We start from the raw sequence: 13,966 nt of genomic DNA, 5'->3' as shown, positions 1-13,966 counted from the left end.
GCGGCCTATACTGAATTTGGTTCGATTAAATACGATAAATATTAAGTGTTAACGGGAGCCGGAGCGCTCCCGTTTTACCATGGAAGGCATTTCGGCAAGGGTTATCTCCCTTCCTCTGTTCTACGTCGGATATTAGCCTCGCGGGCATTTACCGTGAGATTTCTCACAAACCAAAAAAGCGTCTACGCTGTTTTAAGGTTCTGATCACAGCAAGGTGATGGAGAAGCTATGAGTTCATCGTGTATAGAAGAAGTCAGCGTTCCGGACGATAACTGGTCCCGGATCGTCAGTGAACTGTTGGGACGTGCGGGCATTACGATTAATGGCTCATCCCCCTCCGATCCCCAGATTAAACATCCCGATTTTTTCAAACGCGTGTTACAGGAGGGATCGTTAGGGCTGGGTGAAAGCTATATGGACGGCTGGTGGGAGTGTGAGCGGCTGGATATGTTCTTCTCCAGCGTTTTACGCGCCGGTCTTGAAAATCAGCTCCCTCGTCATTTCAAAGATACGTTACGTATCGCCTCCGCCCGCCTGTTCAATCTGCAAAGTAAAAAGCGCGCGTGGATCGTCGGTAAAGAGCATTATGACCTGGGCAACGATCTTTTCAGCCGTATGCTCGACCCGTTAATGCAGTACTCCTGCGGATACTGGAAAAAAGCGACAACCCTTGAAGAGGCGCAGCAGGATAAGCTACAGCTGATTTGCGATAAGTTGCAGTTACAGCCCGGCATGCGCGTGCTGGACATCGGCTGTGGTTGGGGCGGCCTTGCCTGGTTTATGGCGAAACATTACGGTGTCAGCGTAGTCGGCGTCACGATTTCAGCTGAACAGCAGAAGATGGCACAGGAACGGTGTCTGGGTCTGGATGTCGATATTCGGCTTCAGGATTACCGCGACCTGAATGAGCAGTTCGATCGGATTGTTTCCGTGGGTATGTTCGAGCACGTGGGGCCAAAGAACTACAAGACTTATTTCGACGTCGCCGACCATAACCTGAAGCCTGACGGAATTTTTCTGCTACACACCATCGGCTCTAAACGCACCGATAACAATGTGGATCCCTGGATCAACAAATATATCTTCCCGAATGGTTGTTTACCCTCTGTTCGCCATATTGCGAACGCCAGCGAACCGCATTTTATTGTGGAAGACTGGCATAACTTCGGCGCAGATTACGACACCACGCTGATGGCCTGGCATGAACGTTTCCAGGCTGCATGGCCTGAAATCGCCGACAACTATTCGGAACGATTCAAACGGATGTTCAGCTATTATCTTAATGCCTGCGCGGGTGCGTTCCGCGCGCGGGATATACAGCTGTGGCAGGTGGTGTTTAGTCGTGGGATTGAGCACGGCCTGCGCGTGGCCCGCTGAAAAATAACCCCGGTTACCCGGGGTTATTTTTTATTCTTCTTCCACGGCCTTTATTATCGCCGCCTCTTTCGCCGCCAGCACGCGCTCAACGGTATCCACGACCGCCTGGGTCTGCGGATCAATTTCGATATTTACGCGCTGCCCCAGTTTTTTTGCGCCAAGCGTAGTACGTTGCAGCGTTTCAGGAATTAAATGCACGCAAAAACGCGTTGGCGTCACTTCACCGACGGTCAGACTAATCCCATCGATGCCAATAAATCCTTTATAAAGGATGTATTTCATTAATGACGGATCCTGCACCTTAAACCAGATTTGACGGTTATTTTCCGAGGTCACGATTTTCGCCACTTCTGCGGTGGTCATAATATGGCCCGACATCAGATGCCCGCCAATCTCATCGCTGAATTTCGCCGCACGTTCAACGTTGACGGTATCCCCCACCACCAGCTCACCCAGGTTAGTGATGCGCAGCGTCTCTTTCATTAAATCAAAGCTTATCTGGTTACCGTTAATTTCGGTCACCGTCAGGCAGCAGCCGTTATGCGCTATCGACGCCCCGGTTTCAATGCCGTCGAGCATATATTCAGGCAGCTCAACTACGTGAGTGCGGAAATTCGGTTTTTCATCAATGGACACCACTTTGGCAGTGCCCTGCACAATACCAGTAAACATGCTTACAGCTCCTGTTCATTCCGAACGGCGATGACACCGTATAATCCCACCACAATAACAGTTGAAAAAACAGGTTGCCAGTGATGCGCAATTTCTGGCGATTTTTTCACTAGATAATTAGTTAAACCCCGCTACAATAGCTGGCATCCCTCTGTTTTTTCTTCTTGCTGCCAGTAACGGCGGCCTTTTTAGTCTCTCAAATAACTACAATACAAAGGTGTTCACGTGCAGAAGTATATGATCGAAGCGCGTCAGTTATTGGCACTGGCCATACCGGTGATCGTCGCGCAGGTAGCCCAAACCGCAATGGGATTTGTGGATACGGTAATGGCCGGTGGTTACAGCGCCACCGATATGGCCGCCGTGGCGATCGGAACCTCAATCTGGCTCCCGGCCATTCTGTTTGGTCACGGCCTGCTGCTGGCGCTGACGCCTGTTATCGCGCAGCTTAACGGCTCCGGTCGACGCGACCGCGTAGCCCATCAGGTGCGCCAGGGCTTCTGGCTGGCCGGGGGTGTCTCCGTCCTGATTATGATCGTCCTGTGGAACGCCGGGTATATTATTCGCGCCATGCATAATATCGACCCGGCGCTGGCAGATAAAGCAGTCGGTTATCTGCGCGCCCTGCTCTGGGGCGCGCCCGGTTATCTCTTCTTCCAGGTGGCTCGTAACCAGTGTGAAGGGCTGGCAAAAACCAAGCCGGGCATGGTGATGGGCTTTATCGGCTTGCTGGTGAACATTCCCGTGAACTACATCTTCATCTACGGTCATTTTGGCATGCCGGAACTCGGCGGCGTGGGTTGTGGCGTGGCGACGGCTGCGGTGTACTGGGTGATGTTCGGCTGTATGCTCACCTACGTTAAACATGCGCGATCCATGCGCGACATTCGTAACGACACCGCCTTTAGCACGCCTGACTGGTCGATGATGAGCCGCCTTACCCAACTGGGTCTGCCCATTGCGCTGGCGCTGTTCTTTGAAGTGACGCTGTTTGCCGTTGTCGCCCTGCTGGTCTCGCCGTTAGGGATCATTGACGTGGCAGGCCACCAGATCGCCCTGAACTTCAGCTCTTTGATGTTCGTCCTGCCGATGTCCCTGGCTGCTGCGGTGACGATTCGCGTGGGCTTTCGTCTGGGGCAAGGCTCGACGCTGGATGCGCAAACGGCAGCCCGCACCGGGCTGGGCGTCGGCGTCTGCATGGCAGTCTGTACCGCGCTCTTTACCGTGCTGTTGCGTGAGCAAATTGCCCTGCTCTATAACGACAACCCGGAAGTAGTGACCCTGGCCTCGCATTTGATGCTGCTGGCGGCCATTTACCAGATCTCTGACTCTATCCAGGTAATTGGCAGCGGCGTGCTGCGTGGGTATAAAGATACGCGTTCCATCTTCTTTATCACCTTTATCGCTTACTGGGTTCTGGGCCTGCCGAGTGGGTATATTCTGGCGCTCACGGATCTGGTGGTGGATCGCATGGGGCCAGCCGGATTCTGGATGGGCTTTATCATCGGCTTAACGTCTGCAGCCATTATGATGATGCTGCGCATGCGCTTCCTGCAACGTCAGTCGTCTGCGGTAATTTTGCAACGCGCTGCGCGTTAATGACACAGTAGCCGCCGGCTGGCGGCTACTTTCTCTTCACTTTGCGCGGTAATGAAGCAATCGCGTGAAATCAGAGAGAAAAATGCATTTTCCCTCTTGCCACCTTGGGGCTGTGCCGCTAATATTCGTCCCCGTTGTCACCGACAACACAATGCGTTCATAGCTCAGTTGGTTAGAGCACCACCTTGACATGGTGGGGGTCGTTGGTTCGAGTCCAATTGAACGCACCATTCTGCGTCCGTAGCTCAGTTGGTTAGAGCACCACCTTGACATGGTGGGGGTCGGTGGTTCGAGTCCACTCGGACGCACCATTTCAGTCCTGAAATGGTGCAAAAATCCTCTTCTGAACGTCTTAATTTTTCCCTTCATTGAATGACTTAACCTTTCTCCTGCTACGCTTATTCTATGGTTCAGAAACGCAGGAACGCTTTCGATGAAAAAAATTGCCATTATCGGCTCAGGCCCAACAGGGATTTACACCTTCTACTCACTTCTTACCAACGCAGCGCCCCTTTCGATCACCGTGTTTGAGAAAGCAGATCAGCCCGGCGTCGGTATGCCTTACAGCGATGAAGATAACTCCCGACTGATGCTGGCGAATATCGCCAGTATCGAAATCCCGCCCATTTTTATCACCTATCTCGACTGGCTTAAACAGCAAAATGCAGCCCACCTTGCCCGCTATAGCGTCGACAAAGACAAACTGCACGACCGGCAGTTTTTGCCCCGTATTCTGCTGGGTGAATATTTCCACGACCGTTTTCTCGCCGTCGTTGCCGAGGCGAAAAAGGCAGGATTTCAGGTCGAGGTTCATCCCAACGCAGAAGTAACGGATATCAAAGCAGATGCAGACGGCGTGGCCCTGTCAGTGAACGATGCGCCTTTCTCCAGAAGATTTGACCTTGCCGTGGTCGCCACCGGTCACGTCTGGCCTGATGAAGATGAATCCACCCGCGACTATTTCCCAAGCCCATGGTCGGGACTGATGGACGCGGATATCCGAGCCTGTGAGGTGGGGATTATGGGTACCTCCCTCAGCGGACTGGACGCTGCTATGGCTGTAGTAATGCAGCATGGTCGGTTTAGCGGGGAGCAGTTCGTTGTCAATAAAGGTAGTGAGGGGCTAAACATCACGCTGATGTCCCGCTCGGGCGTTCTTCCGGAGGCCGACTTTTACTGCCCTATCCCTTATGAACCGCTGTCGGTGTTAACGGAGTCTGTGGCAGAAAGCGAAATTGCCAAAGGCCCTGACGGGCTGCTTGACCGCATCTTTGCGCTGATGGTGAAAGAGCTTGAGCTGGCCGATCCGCGCTGGTGCCAGGCGATAGCGATCGGCACGCTGAATGCTGACACGCTTCGTGATGTCTGGTTTGAGGATCGTAAAAAGCATGGTCCTTTCACCTGGGCCGAAGCGAATCTGAAAGAAGTGGAGCGCAATAAGTGCGAGAAACGCACCGTTGCCTGGCGCTATACCGTGCTTCGTCTGCATGAAGTAGTTCAGGCCATTGTCCCTTCACTCAATGAACGTGACAGAGAACGGTTTAAATCCGGGCTGGAGCGTGTGTTTATTGATAACTATGCCGCCATTCCACCGCAGTCTATCCGCCGGTTACTGGCACTGCGCGAGGCAGGGATCATTAGCGTAGTCGCACTCGGTGATGATTACGACCTGGATATCGGCAGCGATCAGACCGTCATCACCACGAAAGAAAAGCGTTATCGCTTCGACGTCTTTATCGATGCCCGCGGGCAGAAACCGCTCAGAAATAAGGATATTCCCTTCCCGACGCTGCGCAAACAGCTTGAGGAAACGGGGGATGAAATACCGGACGTGGGGGAAGACTACACGTTGCTGTCACCTGCGTCTCTGCGCGGACGTATCGCTTTTGGGGCGATCCCCTGGCTGATGCACGATCATCCGTTTGTTCAGGGTTTGTCTGAGTGCGCTGAAATTGGTAAAGCGATGGCGAAAGCGGCGGGGAATCCTGCGTCGGGCGTGCGACGAAAATTACCTTACACGGAGTTTTAACAGGGCTTCCCTGCCCTGCGGTGTCGGATTACTCGAAGAAAACTTCCGGGTTTTCCGACAACGACACGAACGATTTAGTGTTCTTGTCCAGGGCAAGGATTTTGCCGCTTTCGATGTCATACACCCAGCCGTGCAGGCGAATGGCGTTGTTGCGCAGGCCTACCGCCACCGACGGATGGGTCTTGATGTTGCTCAGCTGAGCAAAGACGTTCTCCTGCACCATCGCATTCACTTTATCGATTGGCTGATCCCAGGTTTTCTTTTCAACCACCGCTTTTGCCGCATCAGAATAGCGCAGCCAGTGGGAAACGGCTGGCATCGGCTCCAGATCGGCGTTGTCAGCAATCGCCTTCATCGCGCCGCAGTTGGAGTGGCCGCAAATAACAATATCGGTCACGCCAAGGGCCACTACCGCGTATTCGATGGTTGCAGAGACACCGCCAGGCTCCGGCCCGAACGGTGGCACAATGTTGCCCGCGTTTCGAATGACAAAGAGCTGTCCTGGCTCCTGCTGCGTGACCAGTTCCGGAACCAGACGGCTGTCGGAGCAGGAGATAAACAGCGCTTTGGGATTCTGACTGGACGCTAAACTACGAAAAAGCTCTTTACGTTGCGGGAAAATCTCTTTTTGAAAGCTGAGAAAACCTTCAATGATATGTTGCATAGCCATTTCTCTTTTATCTGTTTTAGTTTAGGTATGATCGCGATCACACTCGTAAAATTTAACCACCGTGCCTTAGCGGAGACAAGCAATATATTTCTGGCCCGACCGCTGCACAATCTCATCTGCGTTCGCCGGGATGTTTTGCCCTTCAAAGGCCCCGTACAGTCGCTGGTACGTTTTCCCGGTCAGTCGACCGATCACCGATTCAACGGTGCGGGCAGGCAGCGGCAGCATATTCGGATAACTCCACATAAACGACACGGCGTCCTTACCAGGCGTAACCTGCAAAATATCACCGGCCAGCAGCACGCCGTCGCCTGACTGCCAGTGCAGCACCGTGCCGCCTGCAAAATGCCCGCCCAGACGCAGCAGCGTCACCGACGGCAAAATCTCCAGGGCGTCCTCCTCCCAGAAGCGTATCGCCGGACTGTCACGCATCACCCACTGCCGATCGCTGGCGTGCAGGTAGATCGGCGCGTTAAACGCGGCGGCCCACTCCTGCATGGTGGTGTAGTAATGTGGGTGCGAAATCGCGATCGCGCTGATGCCCCCGAGCGCGTCAACTAACGCTCTGGTCGCCGGATCGAGGTTGGCGATGCAGTCCCACAGAACATTGCCCTGCGGCGTACTCAGCAGAAGCGCCCGCTGGTTGATGGCAAAAGCGGGAACGGTTTTGATGCTGAACAGCTGCGGCTCCAGCTGTTGCCATTTGTTGGTGTGCGTGGTCGTAAGGCTGTCGAAGTCCGTCCATGCCTGGCCCGTCACCGGGACATACTGGCGCTCATCGTCGCAAATCGGGCAGTTTTTGGGCTGTTCATCGTAAGCGGTACCGCAGGTTTTACAGAGTGTAATCATCGGCTTTCCTCAGCAATAAAGCACTGAGTATGGCAGGGATTATCCATATGTGCTGAGGGGTGCCTGGCCCGCTTTTTTTGACTTATACTGTGCCAGTATCAAAAACTGAATAACGCAGGTGGCACATGGAAATTGATCTCGATAACTTAGTCTTTAACGGGCTGGATGAAGCAGAAGAGCGCAACGCGGAACGTCTCGACGATGCGGATAAAAAAGCCCAGGCGATTGTCGCCGATGACGACTGCGGCGATGCCTGCAAGATCTGAATACAGAGCACCGGCCATGCCGGTGCTTTTTTTATGAATACATTTGCTACCCGCTATCAGATCTCCGGCGTTTTGCTAAACCCGGTCAGCATCAGGATCAGGCTTTGTTGAGATGACCCCGTCTCAAACTGATAGTGGTTTCCCTGACGATCGCCGCCGATATACCACGAAATTTCAGTTTTCCCTTCTGCCAGCGCCTTGCGTACCGCTTTATCGACATCCACCATCCGGTATTCGCGGGAGTGGTTCAGGTAAAGCACCGCATCCGAGCGATAGTTGCAGGACGGCCGTGAATGCCAGCTCACGGTGGCCGGATCCCAGTCGTTACTCGCCGGATAGAAGAAGATTTGATCCGCGCCGTTGGTTTCCACTTTCCCGCCATAAATTCTCACGCGGTATTTAAACTGGGCAGGATCCTGTCCGGCAGGCAGCGGAGGGATGTTGAACTTCACCAGCGACAATGTTTCGCTGTTTTTCGTGCGTCCACCGTTCTTCCAGTTATCCTGCACCAGTAAGACCTGGGGATCGGGCTGTGAAAGTGCGGGTTCCATGCTGCTGAGCCAGACGTTGGCCTTCGCTTTTGAATAACCATACGGCACGGTGGTGCCGCAATCCATTCCGCGGTTCATGCACAGGTCGGTCATAAAGCGCGCGGCATCTTCCGTCCAGCCGTTCATGAAGTCAGCATGCGCCGTATACAGGCTCCCCCATCGCTCTTCACGTTCACTGCCATGCATGGTGGGGTCGAGGGAAAGCTGGACTTTGCTGGTATCCAGAGAGCTAATTGTCGGAAGCACGTACGCAATATTCATGTTCACCGTCGGGATCTTCACCGGGAAGGCGGACGGACACTGTCCTTTCGTATCGTAGGTGGCGTTAGCCAGGCCGTGGGCGGGCTTCAGGTTGACCCCGTCCCAGCAGTTCGGGAACTGAATGCCGATATTAAACTGCACGGCATCCTTCGCCTTGCGTAAGCCGCAGACTTCACCCGTTCTGGTGGTGTAGCCCTTGCCGTTGGCGCATAAAAAGGTGATATGTCGATTCGGCGCGGTGCCGTGATGATCGCCTGCCAGCAGCGACAGCCCCGCCGGGAACGGGTGCAGCGGCCAGGCGTCAACGTTCGATGCCTGATAATAGGTTTTTTGATAGGCGGGTTTGACCACCGTTCCGTCCGGTAATTTTAGCGACGGAGCCCAGTAGGCCGAGCTGTCTGCTTTGTTATCGCAGGTGGTCTTTTCCTGGGTACGCAGCGATTCACGGCTGGAGTAAGCATCCGTTTGCACGTTACCAAAAAAATCGTGCAGCATGGCCTCGTTGGGCATGCCGTACATCATAATGGCATCATCGCCGAGGGTATGGGAATAACTGCATACAACATGCGCCTGTGGACCAGCGTGTGCCGCCTGCATGGCAAGCAATAGCACGGTGGCAGAAAGCGCGGGGGTTAATACTGTCCGTTTCATTATCATCTCCATCTGAGAAAGGAGATAGTGGTAACAAAACGGCTATCGTTTACCGAGGATTAGCCAGGGCATTTTTCCCTTCATTCTCACTTTACACGCATCACGCACAGCTCATTCCAGTACATTTCGCGCGTCCGGCGAAGTTCAGCGTGACGTTTTAACATAGAACCACTCCGGGTCGATGTTGGCTACGTCCACGCCATAGAGGCTGGCGACAGGCAGTATTGACTCAAGAACACGTTGCGCGCTGTTCTCCGCATTCGCTGGTCGGGGCGCAAAAAACCGCCGTAACGTGCTTATCCATTTTTTCATCGTCATTACCCTTCTCGCTTAACCTGGAGTCAGTTAAACACGCCTTCATCATGAAGAGGAAATAACAATAATGACTGTTGATATGCGGGAACTGAAAAACTCGCGAGACGCTTCGTCCTAACCGGCCAGCGCTTTAACCACCGTTTCCATCGCTTTGGTGGTCAACTCACTGCGCTTAACGCGCTGGTTCGCCAGCGCGGTACGCAGTACCCCGGCAATCACGATATGCTTGGGCTCCTGCCCTAAGTCACGCATCTCCAGAACGACCTTGCCAACCACCCGACACATCTCCTGGTACAGCGCTTCGTCTTTGGTCACATTGCCCATTGCCATCACTCCGTTGCCCTAAACCGTCAGCTTAAATCATTCGTCGGCTGGATACAAAAAAGAAGCCCGGCGTGTTGTTCGCCGGGCTTCGTCTGGAAAATCAGGCGATTAGTTGTTTACCGGGATGACCGCGCCTTTGTATTTGGTGCGGATCCAGTCCTGAATCTCTTTGGAGTGCAGCACGTTCACCAGCGCGACGATATCCTTCTTCTTCTCATCACCGCGATGAACGGTAATGATGTTGGCGTACGGGTTATTCTCACCGCTTTCAACCGCAATTGGATCGTGGACCGGATCCAGACCGGCATCAATTGCGTAGTTGGCGTTGATCACCACCGCAGCACCTTCGTCGTTGTTGTACATCTGCGGCAGCAGAGATGCCTCGACGTTAGGGGTGAATTGCAGCTTTTTCGGGTTCTCCACAATATCACTGATGCGCGCGGTCACTTTATCGATGCCTGGCTTCAGCTTGATCACGCCCTCTTTTTCGAAGATGGAGAGAATACGCCCTTCCTCGGAAACCGCATCACGCATGATGATTTTGCCGCCTTCCGGCAGATCCTTCAGCGATTTGTATTTTTTTGAATAGATACCGATCGGCTCAATGTGGATTGCGCCTGCACTGACAAAATCATAATCCTTATCGCCCGCATGATCTTTAAGCACGCTGTTCAGGTAAGGGATGTGCTGGAAATAGTTGGCATCAATGTCATGCCCTGCCAGCGCCGTGTTTGGCAGAATGTAGTCCTGGAACGGTTTAATCTCCAGATCGATCCCCTGCTTCGCCAGAATCGGCTTAGCCTGCTCCAGAATTTCCGCGTGCGGGGTGTTGGACGCCCCCACGGTGAGCGTGTCCGCCCAGGAGGCAAAGCTCAGGGCGCTCAGGGTGGCTGCGGCGATCAGTGTCAGTGTCTTTTTCATGATGTGGTTCCTGTGTGTATTTATTAGCGTTTATCTAACAGTGAAGTAATGGCATCGCCGCAGAACTGGATAATGAACACGATGATCAGAATGGTCACCGTTGCCACCAGCGTGACGTCACCATGGTTGCGCTGGAATCCTTCCAGATAAGCCAGATTTCCCAAACCGCCGGCACCTATCACCCCCGCCATTGCGCTGTAGCTCACCAGCGCAATCAGCGTCACCGTCATACCTGAAACCAGTGCGGGTGAAGATTCCGGCAGTAAAACCCGAAACACTAACGTGCTCAGCCGCGCGCCCATCGAACGCGTGGCTTCAATTACCCCTTTATCCACTTCCCGCAGGGCAATCTCGACCAGACGGGCGTAAAACGGCGCGGCGCCCACAATCAGAGCGGGCAGCGCAGCGTTAGCGCCGAGAATGGTCCCCACAACGGTCTTGGTGAACGGGATCAGCAGAACAATGAGAATGATGAACGGAATCGAGCGGAACACGTTCACCACAATCGACATCACGCTGTAGACCGTGCGGTTGTGGAATAACCCGCCGCGGGCGGTTAAAAACAGCGCCAGACCGAGCGCGATCCCCAGAACAAACGTCGCCACGCCGGAAAGCGCGGTCATGTAGAGCGTCTCCTGGGTTGCAGCCCAAAGTTGATCCCACTTCAGGTGCGGAAAGAGTTCTTCAGCCATGCTTGATTACCTCGCCTTCAATATCGCTTTGCTTCAGGTCGGCGAGGATATTGTTCAGTTGTTCATCCGATGCCACCACGTGCACCCAGAGCTGCCCGAAAACACCGTGGGCGGTTTGCGTCATTTTGCCGTGCAGGATGTTAAACGGCAGGCCGTAGCGCAGGGTCAGTTCACCGACGATCGGCCTGTGCGTGCTGTGCCCGGTGAAGGTGAGCTTGATGACCGCGCCCTCCAGCTCATTTGCCAGTTCGGTATTGAAGGTCTCTTCCTCCGCGTACTGGCTCACCTGGCGGACAAACTGCCGGGTGATCGGCTGCTGAGGATGCGTAAACACGCTCAGCACCTCCCCCTCTTCCACCACCTTGCCGTTCTCCATTACCGCCACGCGGTCGCAGATTTTGCGCACCACATGCATCTCATGCGTAATGAGTACGATGGTCAGGTTAAAACGACGGTTAATGTCCAGGAGCAGATCGAGGATCTGATCGGTGGTCTGCGGATCTAGCGCCGAGGTGGCTTCGTCACACAGCAGTACGTCCGGATGATTGGCCAGCGCGCGGGCAATGCCCACACGCTGTTTTTGCCCGCCGCTCAGCTGCGACGGGTAGGCATTCTCGCGTCCCTTCAGGCCGACCAGCTCCACCAGCTCGGCAACGCGAGCCTGAATTTGCGCTTTTGGCACACCGGCAATTTGCATTGAAAAGGCGATGTTTTCCTTCACCGTGCGCGACCAGAGCAGATTAAAGTGCTGGAACACCATGCTGATTTTCAGGCGTGCCTGACGCAGCGCTTCTCCCTTCGCGGCGGAGATATCCTGACCGTTAATAGTGACGCTGCCGGCGCTGGGCTTTTCCAGACCGTTCAGCAGACGGATAAGCGTACTTTTCCCGGCCCCGCTGTAACCAATGATCCCGTAAATCTGTCCCTGCTCTATCGTCAAATTGACGTTATCAACGGCTGTCAGCGCCAGCTTCCCGTTGTCAAAAACCTTCGAAATATTACTGAGTACGATCATTCTTATTCGTTATCCGTTACGCATATAGCGGTTTAGCAGTATGGATGTCCAAAAGATAGTAAACAGCCGTTATCAGCTTTTAAATGACCAAAAAAGAATTTCTTATAATGCGGCGGAATAAGCAGCGAACTGGAGGGTGAAAAGCATTTAGATGAATATCTGCAATAATTATCTGCCTTTTGCATATCAGGTCTCATTCATCCGACGAAATTGGTTAATTTTTCAGCACTACGTACTGATATAGCCATCCTCACATCCGGGCACCTTTACGTCTTGCTGTCTTTCAATCCAAAAACATAAGGATTATTCCTTTCTGTTCTAAAACCCAGTGAAACGTTCTTTATTGAGAAAATTTCATGGTCCTATCATCCGGTCATCACCTCTTCACAGGACATGACCATGACGCTTTACCACTCCGTCACCGAACTAATTGGCCATACGCCACTCATCCAGCTGCACAAGCTGGATACCGGCCCCTGCTCGCTGTTTCTGAAGCTGGAAAATCAGAATCCAGGCGGCTCGATTAAAGACCGCGTCGCGCTGTCGATGATTAACGAAGCCGAGCGTATGGGGCAGCTACGGCCCGGCGGCACCATTATTGAAGCCACGGCGGGGAACACCGGCCTGGGGCTGGCGTTGATTGCGGCGCAAAAGGGATACTCGCTGATCCTGGTGGTGCCGGACAAAATGAGCCGCGAGAAGATTTTCCACCTGCGCGCGTTAGGAGCGCAGGTCGTGCTGACCCGTTCAGATGTGAATAAAGGGCATCCGGCCTACTACCAGGATTATGCCCGGCGGCTGGCGAACGAACTGCCAGGCGCGTTTTATATCGACCAGTTCAATAACGCGGCCAATCCGCTGGCGCACCGCACCACTACCGCACCGGAACTGTTTGAACAGCTTGACGGTCAGATCGATGCCATCGTCGTCGGCGTGGGGTCCGGCGGTACGCTGGGTGGCTTACAGGCGTGGTTTGCAGAACATTCGCCGCAGACGGAATTTGTGCTTGCCGATCCGGCCGGGTCGGTGCTGGCGGACCAGGTTGAGACCGGACGCCATCACGATGCCGGATCGTGGCTGGTTGAAGGGATTGGCGAAGACTTTATCCCTCCGCTGGCGCACATCGAAGGGGTTAACCGCGCCTGGCGCATTACCGATCGTGAGGCGTTCACCACCGCCCGCGATCTGCTAAAAACGGAAGGGATCCTGGCAGGCTCCTCCACCGGCACGCTGCTGGCGGCGGCGCTGAAATATTGCCAGGCGCAGACTACGCCAAAACGTTTGGTCACCTTCGCCTGCGACAGCGGCAATAAATACCTCTCGAAGATGTTCAACGACGACTGGATGCGCCAGCAGGGGCTGATTTCACGTCCGCAGGCAGGCGATCTCTCGGACTATATTGCCCTGCGCCACGATGAAGGCGCGACGGTGACTGCCGCCCCGGACGACACGCTTTCCACCGTTCTGGCCCGCATGCGCCTGTACGACATCTCCCAGCTGCCGGTGCTCGATAACAACAAGGTCGTCGGCATCATCGACGAGTGGGACCTGCTGCGACACATTGAGGGAGATGCCGATCGCTTCTCTCTCCCCGTGACGGCGGCCATGACGCGTCAGGTCGAATATCTGGATAAGCAGGCCCCGGAGAGCGCCCTGTACACCATCTTTGACCGTGGCCTGGTGGCGATTATTTATGACGAAGACCGCTTTCTGGGTCTGATCACACGCAGTGACGTACTCACCACCTGGCGTAACCGCCTGACGAAATAAAAGG

14 protein-coding genes and 2 tRNA genes are annotated in these 13,966 nt (G+C 54.2%); 7 read left to right on the top strand and 9 right to left on the bottom strand.

All coding sequences use genetic code 11. The features are described from left to right. Positions 1-228: 228 nt before the first annotated feature. Entirely contained in the window at positions 229-1,377 is a 1,149-nt protein-coding gene (cfa, locus tag ACQG11_RS19565; RefSeq protein ID WP_155024189.1) for a cyclopropane fatty acyl phospholipid synthase, read from the top strand. Between the two features lie 30 nt (positions 1,378-1,407). Here cfa and ACQG11_RS19560 read toward each other — a convergent pair whose 3' ends face one another. Continuing rightward, the gene (locus tag ACQG11_RS19560) at positions 1,408-2,049 is read right to left on the bottom strand and encodes a riboflavin synthase (RefSeq protein WP_022647892.1); all 642 of its coding nucleotides are present in this window, start codon (positions 2,047-2,049) and stop codon (positions 1,408-1,410) included. 225 nt (positions 2,050-2,274) lie between these two features. Here ACQG11_RS19560 and mdtK point away from each other — a divergent pair, with 225 nt between their 5' ends. The 4 genes from mdtK (at position 2,275) to ACQG11_RS19540 (ending at position 5,677) form a co-directional block, all read left to right on the top strand. Then, complete coding sequence (mdtK, locus tag ACQG11_RS19555) at positions 2,275-3,648, top strand: MdtK family multidrug efflux MATE transporter (RefSeq protein WP_032622176.1); 1,374 nt, start codon at positions 2,275-2,277, stop codon at positions 3,646-3,648. Between the two features lie 153 nt (positions 3,649-3,801). Next, positions 3,802-3,878 (top strand) — tRNA-Val (locus ACQG11_RS19550). A 4-nt stretch (positions 3,879-3,882) separates the two neighbouring features. Next, a tRNA-Val gene (locus ACQG11_RS19545) sits at positions 3,883-3,959 on the top strand. Positions 3,960-4,081: 122 nt separating this feature from the next. Next, the gene (locus ACQG11_RS19540; RefSeq protein WP_126291124.1) at positions 4,082-5,677 is read left to right on the top strand and encodes an FAD-NAD(P)-binding protein; all 1,596 of its coding nucleotides are present in this window, start codon (positions 4,082-4,084) and stop codon (positions 5,675-5,677) included. A 28-nt stretch (positions 5,678-5,705) separates the two neighbouring features. On the opposite strand, the gene ACQG11_RS19535 is transcribed toward ACQG11_RS19540, so the two are convergent. Together ACQG11_RS19535 and ACQG11_RS19530 are read right to left on the bottom strand one after the other, a co-directional pair. Continuing rightward, complete coding sequence (locus ACQG11_RS19535; protein ID WP_022647889.1) at positions 5,706-6,341, bottom strand: carbonic anhydrase; 636 nt, start codon at positions 6,339-6,341, stop codon at positions 5,706-5,708. Positions 6,342-6,413: 72 nt separating this feature from the next. After that, positions 6,414-7,196, bottom strand: coding sequence for an MBL fold metallo-hydrolase (locus tag ACQG11_RS19530; protein ID WP_022647888.1), 783 nt, complete (start codon positions 7,194-7,196; stop codon positions 6,414-6,416). Between the two features lie 125 nt (positions 7,197-7,321). On the opposite strand from ACQG11_RS19530, the gene ACQG11_RS19525 reads away from it, so the two are divergent. After that, entirely contained in the window at positions 7,322-7,462 is a 141-nt protein-coding gene (locus tag ACQG11_RS19525) for a hypothetical protein (RefSeq protein ID WP_003857665.1), read from the top strand. A 56-nt stretch (positions 7,463-7,518) separates the two neighbouring features. On the opposite strand, the gene ACQG11_RS19520 is transcribed toward ACQG11_RS19525, so the two are convergent. The 6 genes from ACQG11_RS19520 to ACQG11_RS19495 all read right to left on the bottom strand — a co-directional run bounded on the left by ACQG11_RS19520 (position 7,519) and on the right by ACQG11_RS19495 (position 12,192). Further along, complete coding sequence (locus ACQG11_RS19520) at positions 7,519-8,925, bottom strand: DUF1996 domain-containing protein (protein WP_426728679.1); 1,407 nt, start codon at positions 8,923-8,925, stop codon at positions 7,519-7,521. Between the two features lie 144 nt (positions 8,926-9,069). Next, on the bottom strand, positions 9,070-9,237 hold the full coding sequence (locus ACQG11_RS19515; protein WP_022647883.1) for a hypothetical protein: 168 nt from the start codon (positions 9,235-9,237) through the stop codon (positions 9,070-9,072). A gap of 117 nt (positions 9,238-9,354) precedes the next feature. Beyond that, entirely contained in the window at positions 9,355-9,564 is a 210-nt protein-coding gene (gene fumD, locus ACQG11_RS19510) for a fumarate hydratase FumD (protein ID WP_003857676.1), read from the bottom strand. Positions 9,565-9,672: 108 nt separating this feature from the next. Next, complete coding sequence (locus ACQG11_RS19505; RefSeq protein ID WP_003857677.1) at positions 9,673-10,485, bottom strand: MetQ/NlpA family ABC transporter substrate-binding protein; 813 nt, start codon at positions 10,483-10,485, stop codon at positions 9,673-9,675. Positions 10,486-10,508: 23 nt separating this feature from the next. After that, positions 10,509-11,177 (bottom strand): methionine ABC transporter permease, encoded by a 669-nt coding sequence (locus ACQG11_RS19500; protein ID WP_017384621.1) that lies wholly within the window; start codon positions 11,175-11,177, stop codon positions 10,509-10,511. Beyond that, positions 11,170-12,192, bottom strand: coding sequence for a methionine ABC transporter ATP-binding protein (locus ACQG11_RS19495; protein ID WP_023299939.1), 1,023 nt, complete (start codon positions 12,190-12,192; stop codon positions 11,170-11,172). Before ACQG11_RS19495 ends, ACQG11_RS19500 begins: the two co-directional genes overlap by 8 nt. Before the next feature lie 399 nt (positions 12,193-12,591). Between ACQG11_RS19495 and ACQG11_RS19490 the strand changes: the two genes are divergently transcribed. Next, the gene (locus tag ACQG11_RS19490) at positions 12,592-13,962 is read left to right on the top strand and encodes a pyridoxal-phosphate dependent enzyme (RefSeq protein WP_105322695.1); all 1,371 of its coding nucleotides are present in this window, start codon (positions 12,592-12,594) and stop codon (positions 13,960-13,962) included. The last annotated feature ends 4 nt before the right edge of the window (positions 13,963-13,966 follow it).

Source organism: Enterobacter cloacae complex sp. 372C4 (genome assembly GCF_050030615.1).
GTDB classification, from domain to species: domain Bacteria; phylum Pseudomonadota; class Gammaproteobacteria; order Enterobacterales; family Enterobacteriaceae; genus Enterobacter; species Enterobacter intestinihominis.
This window is presented reverse-complemented; position numbering and strand designations above follow the sequence as displayed.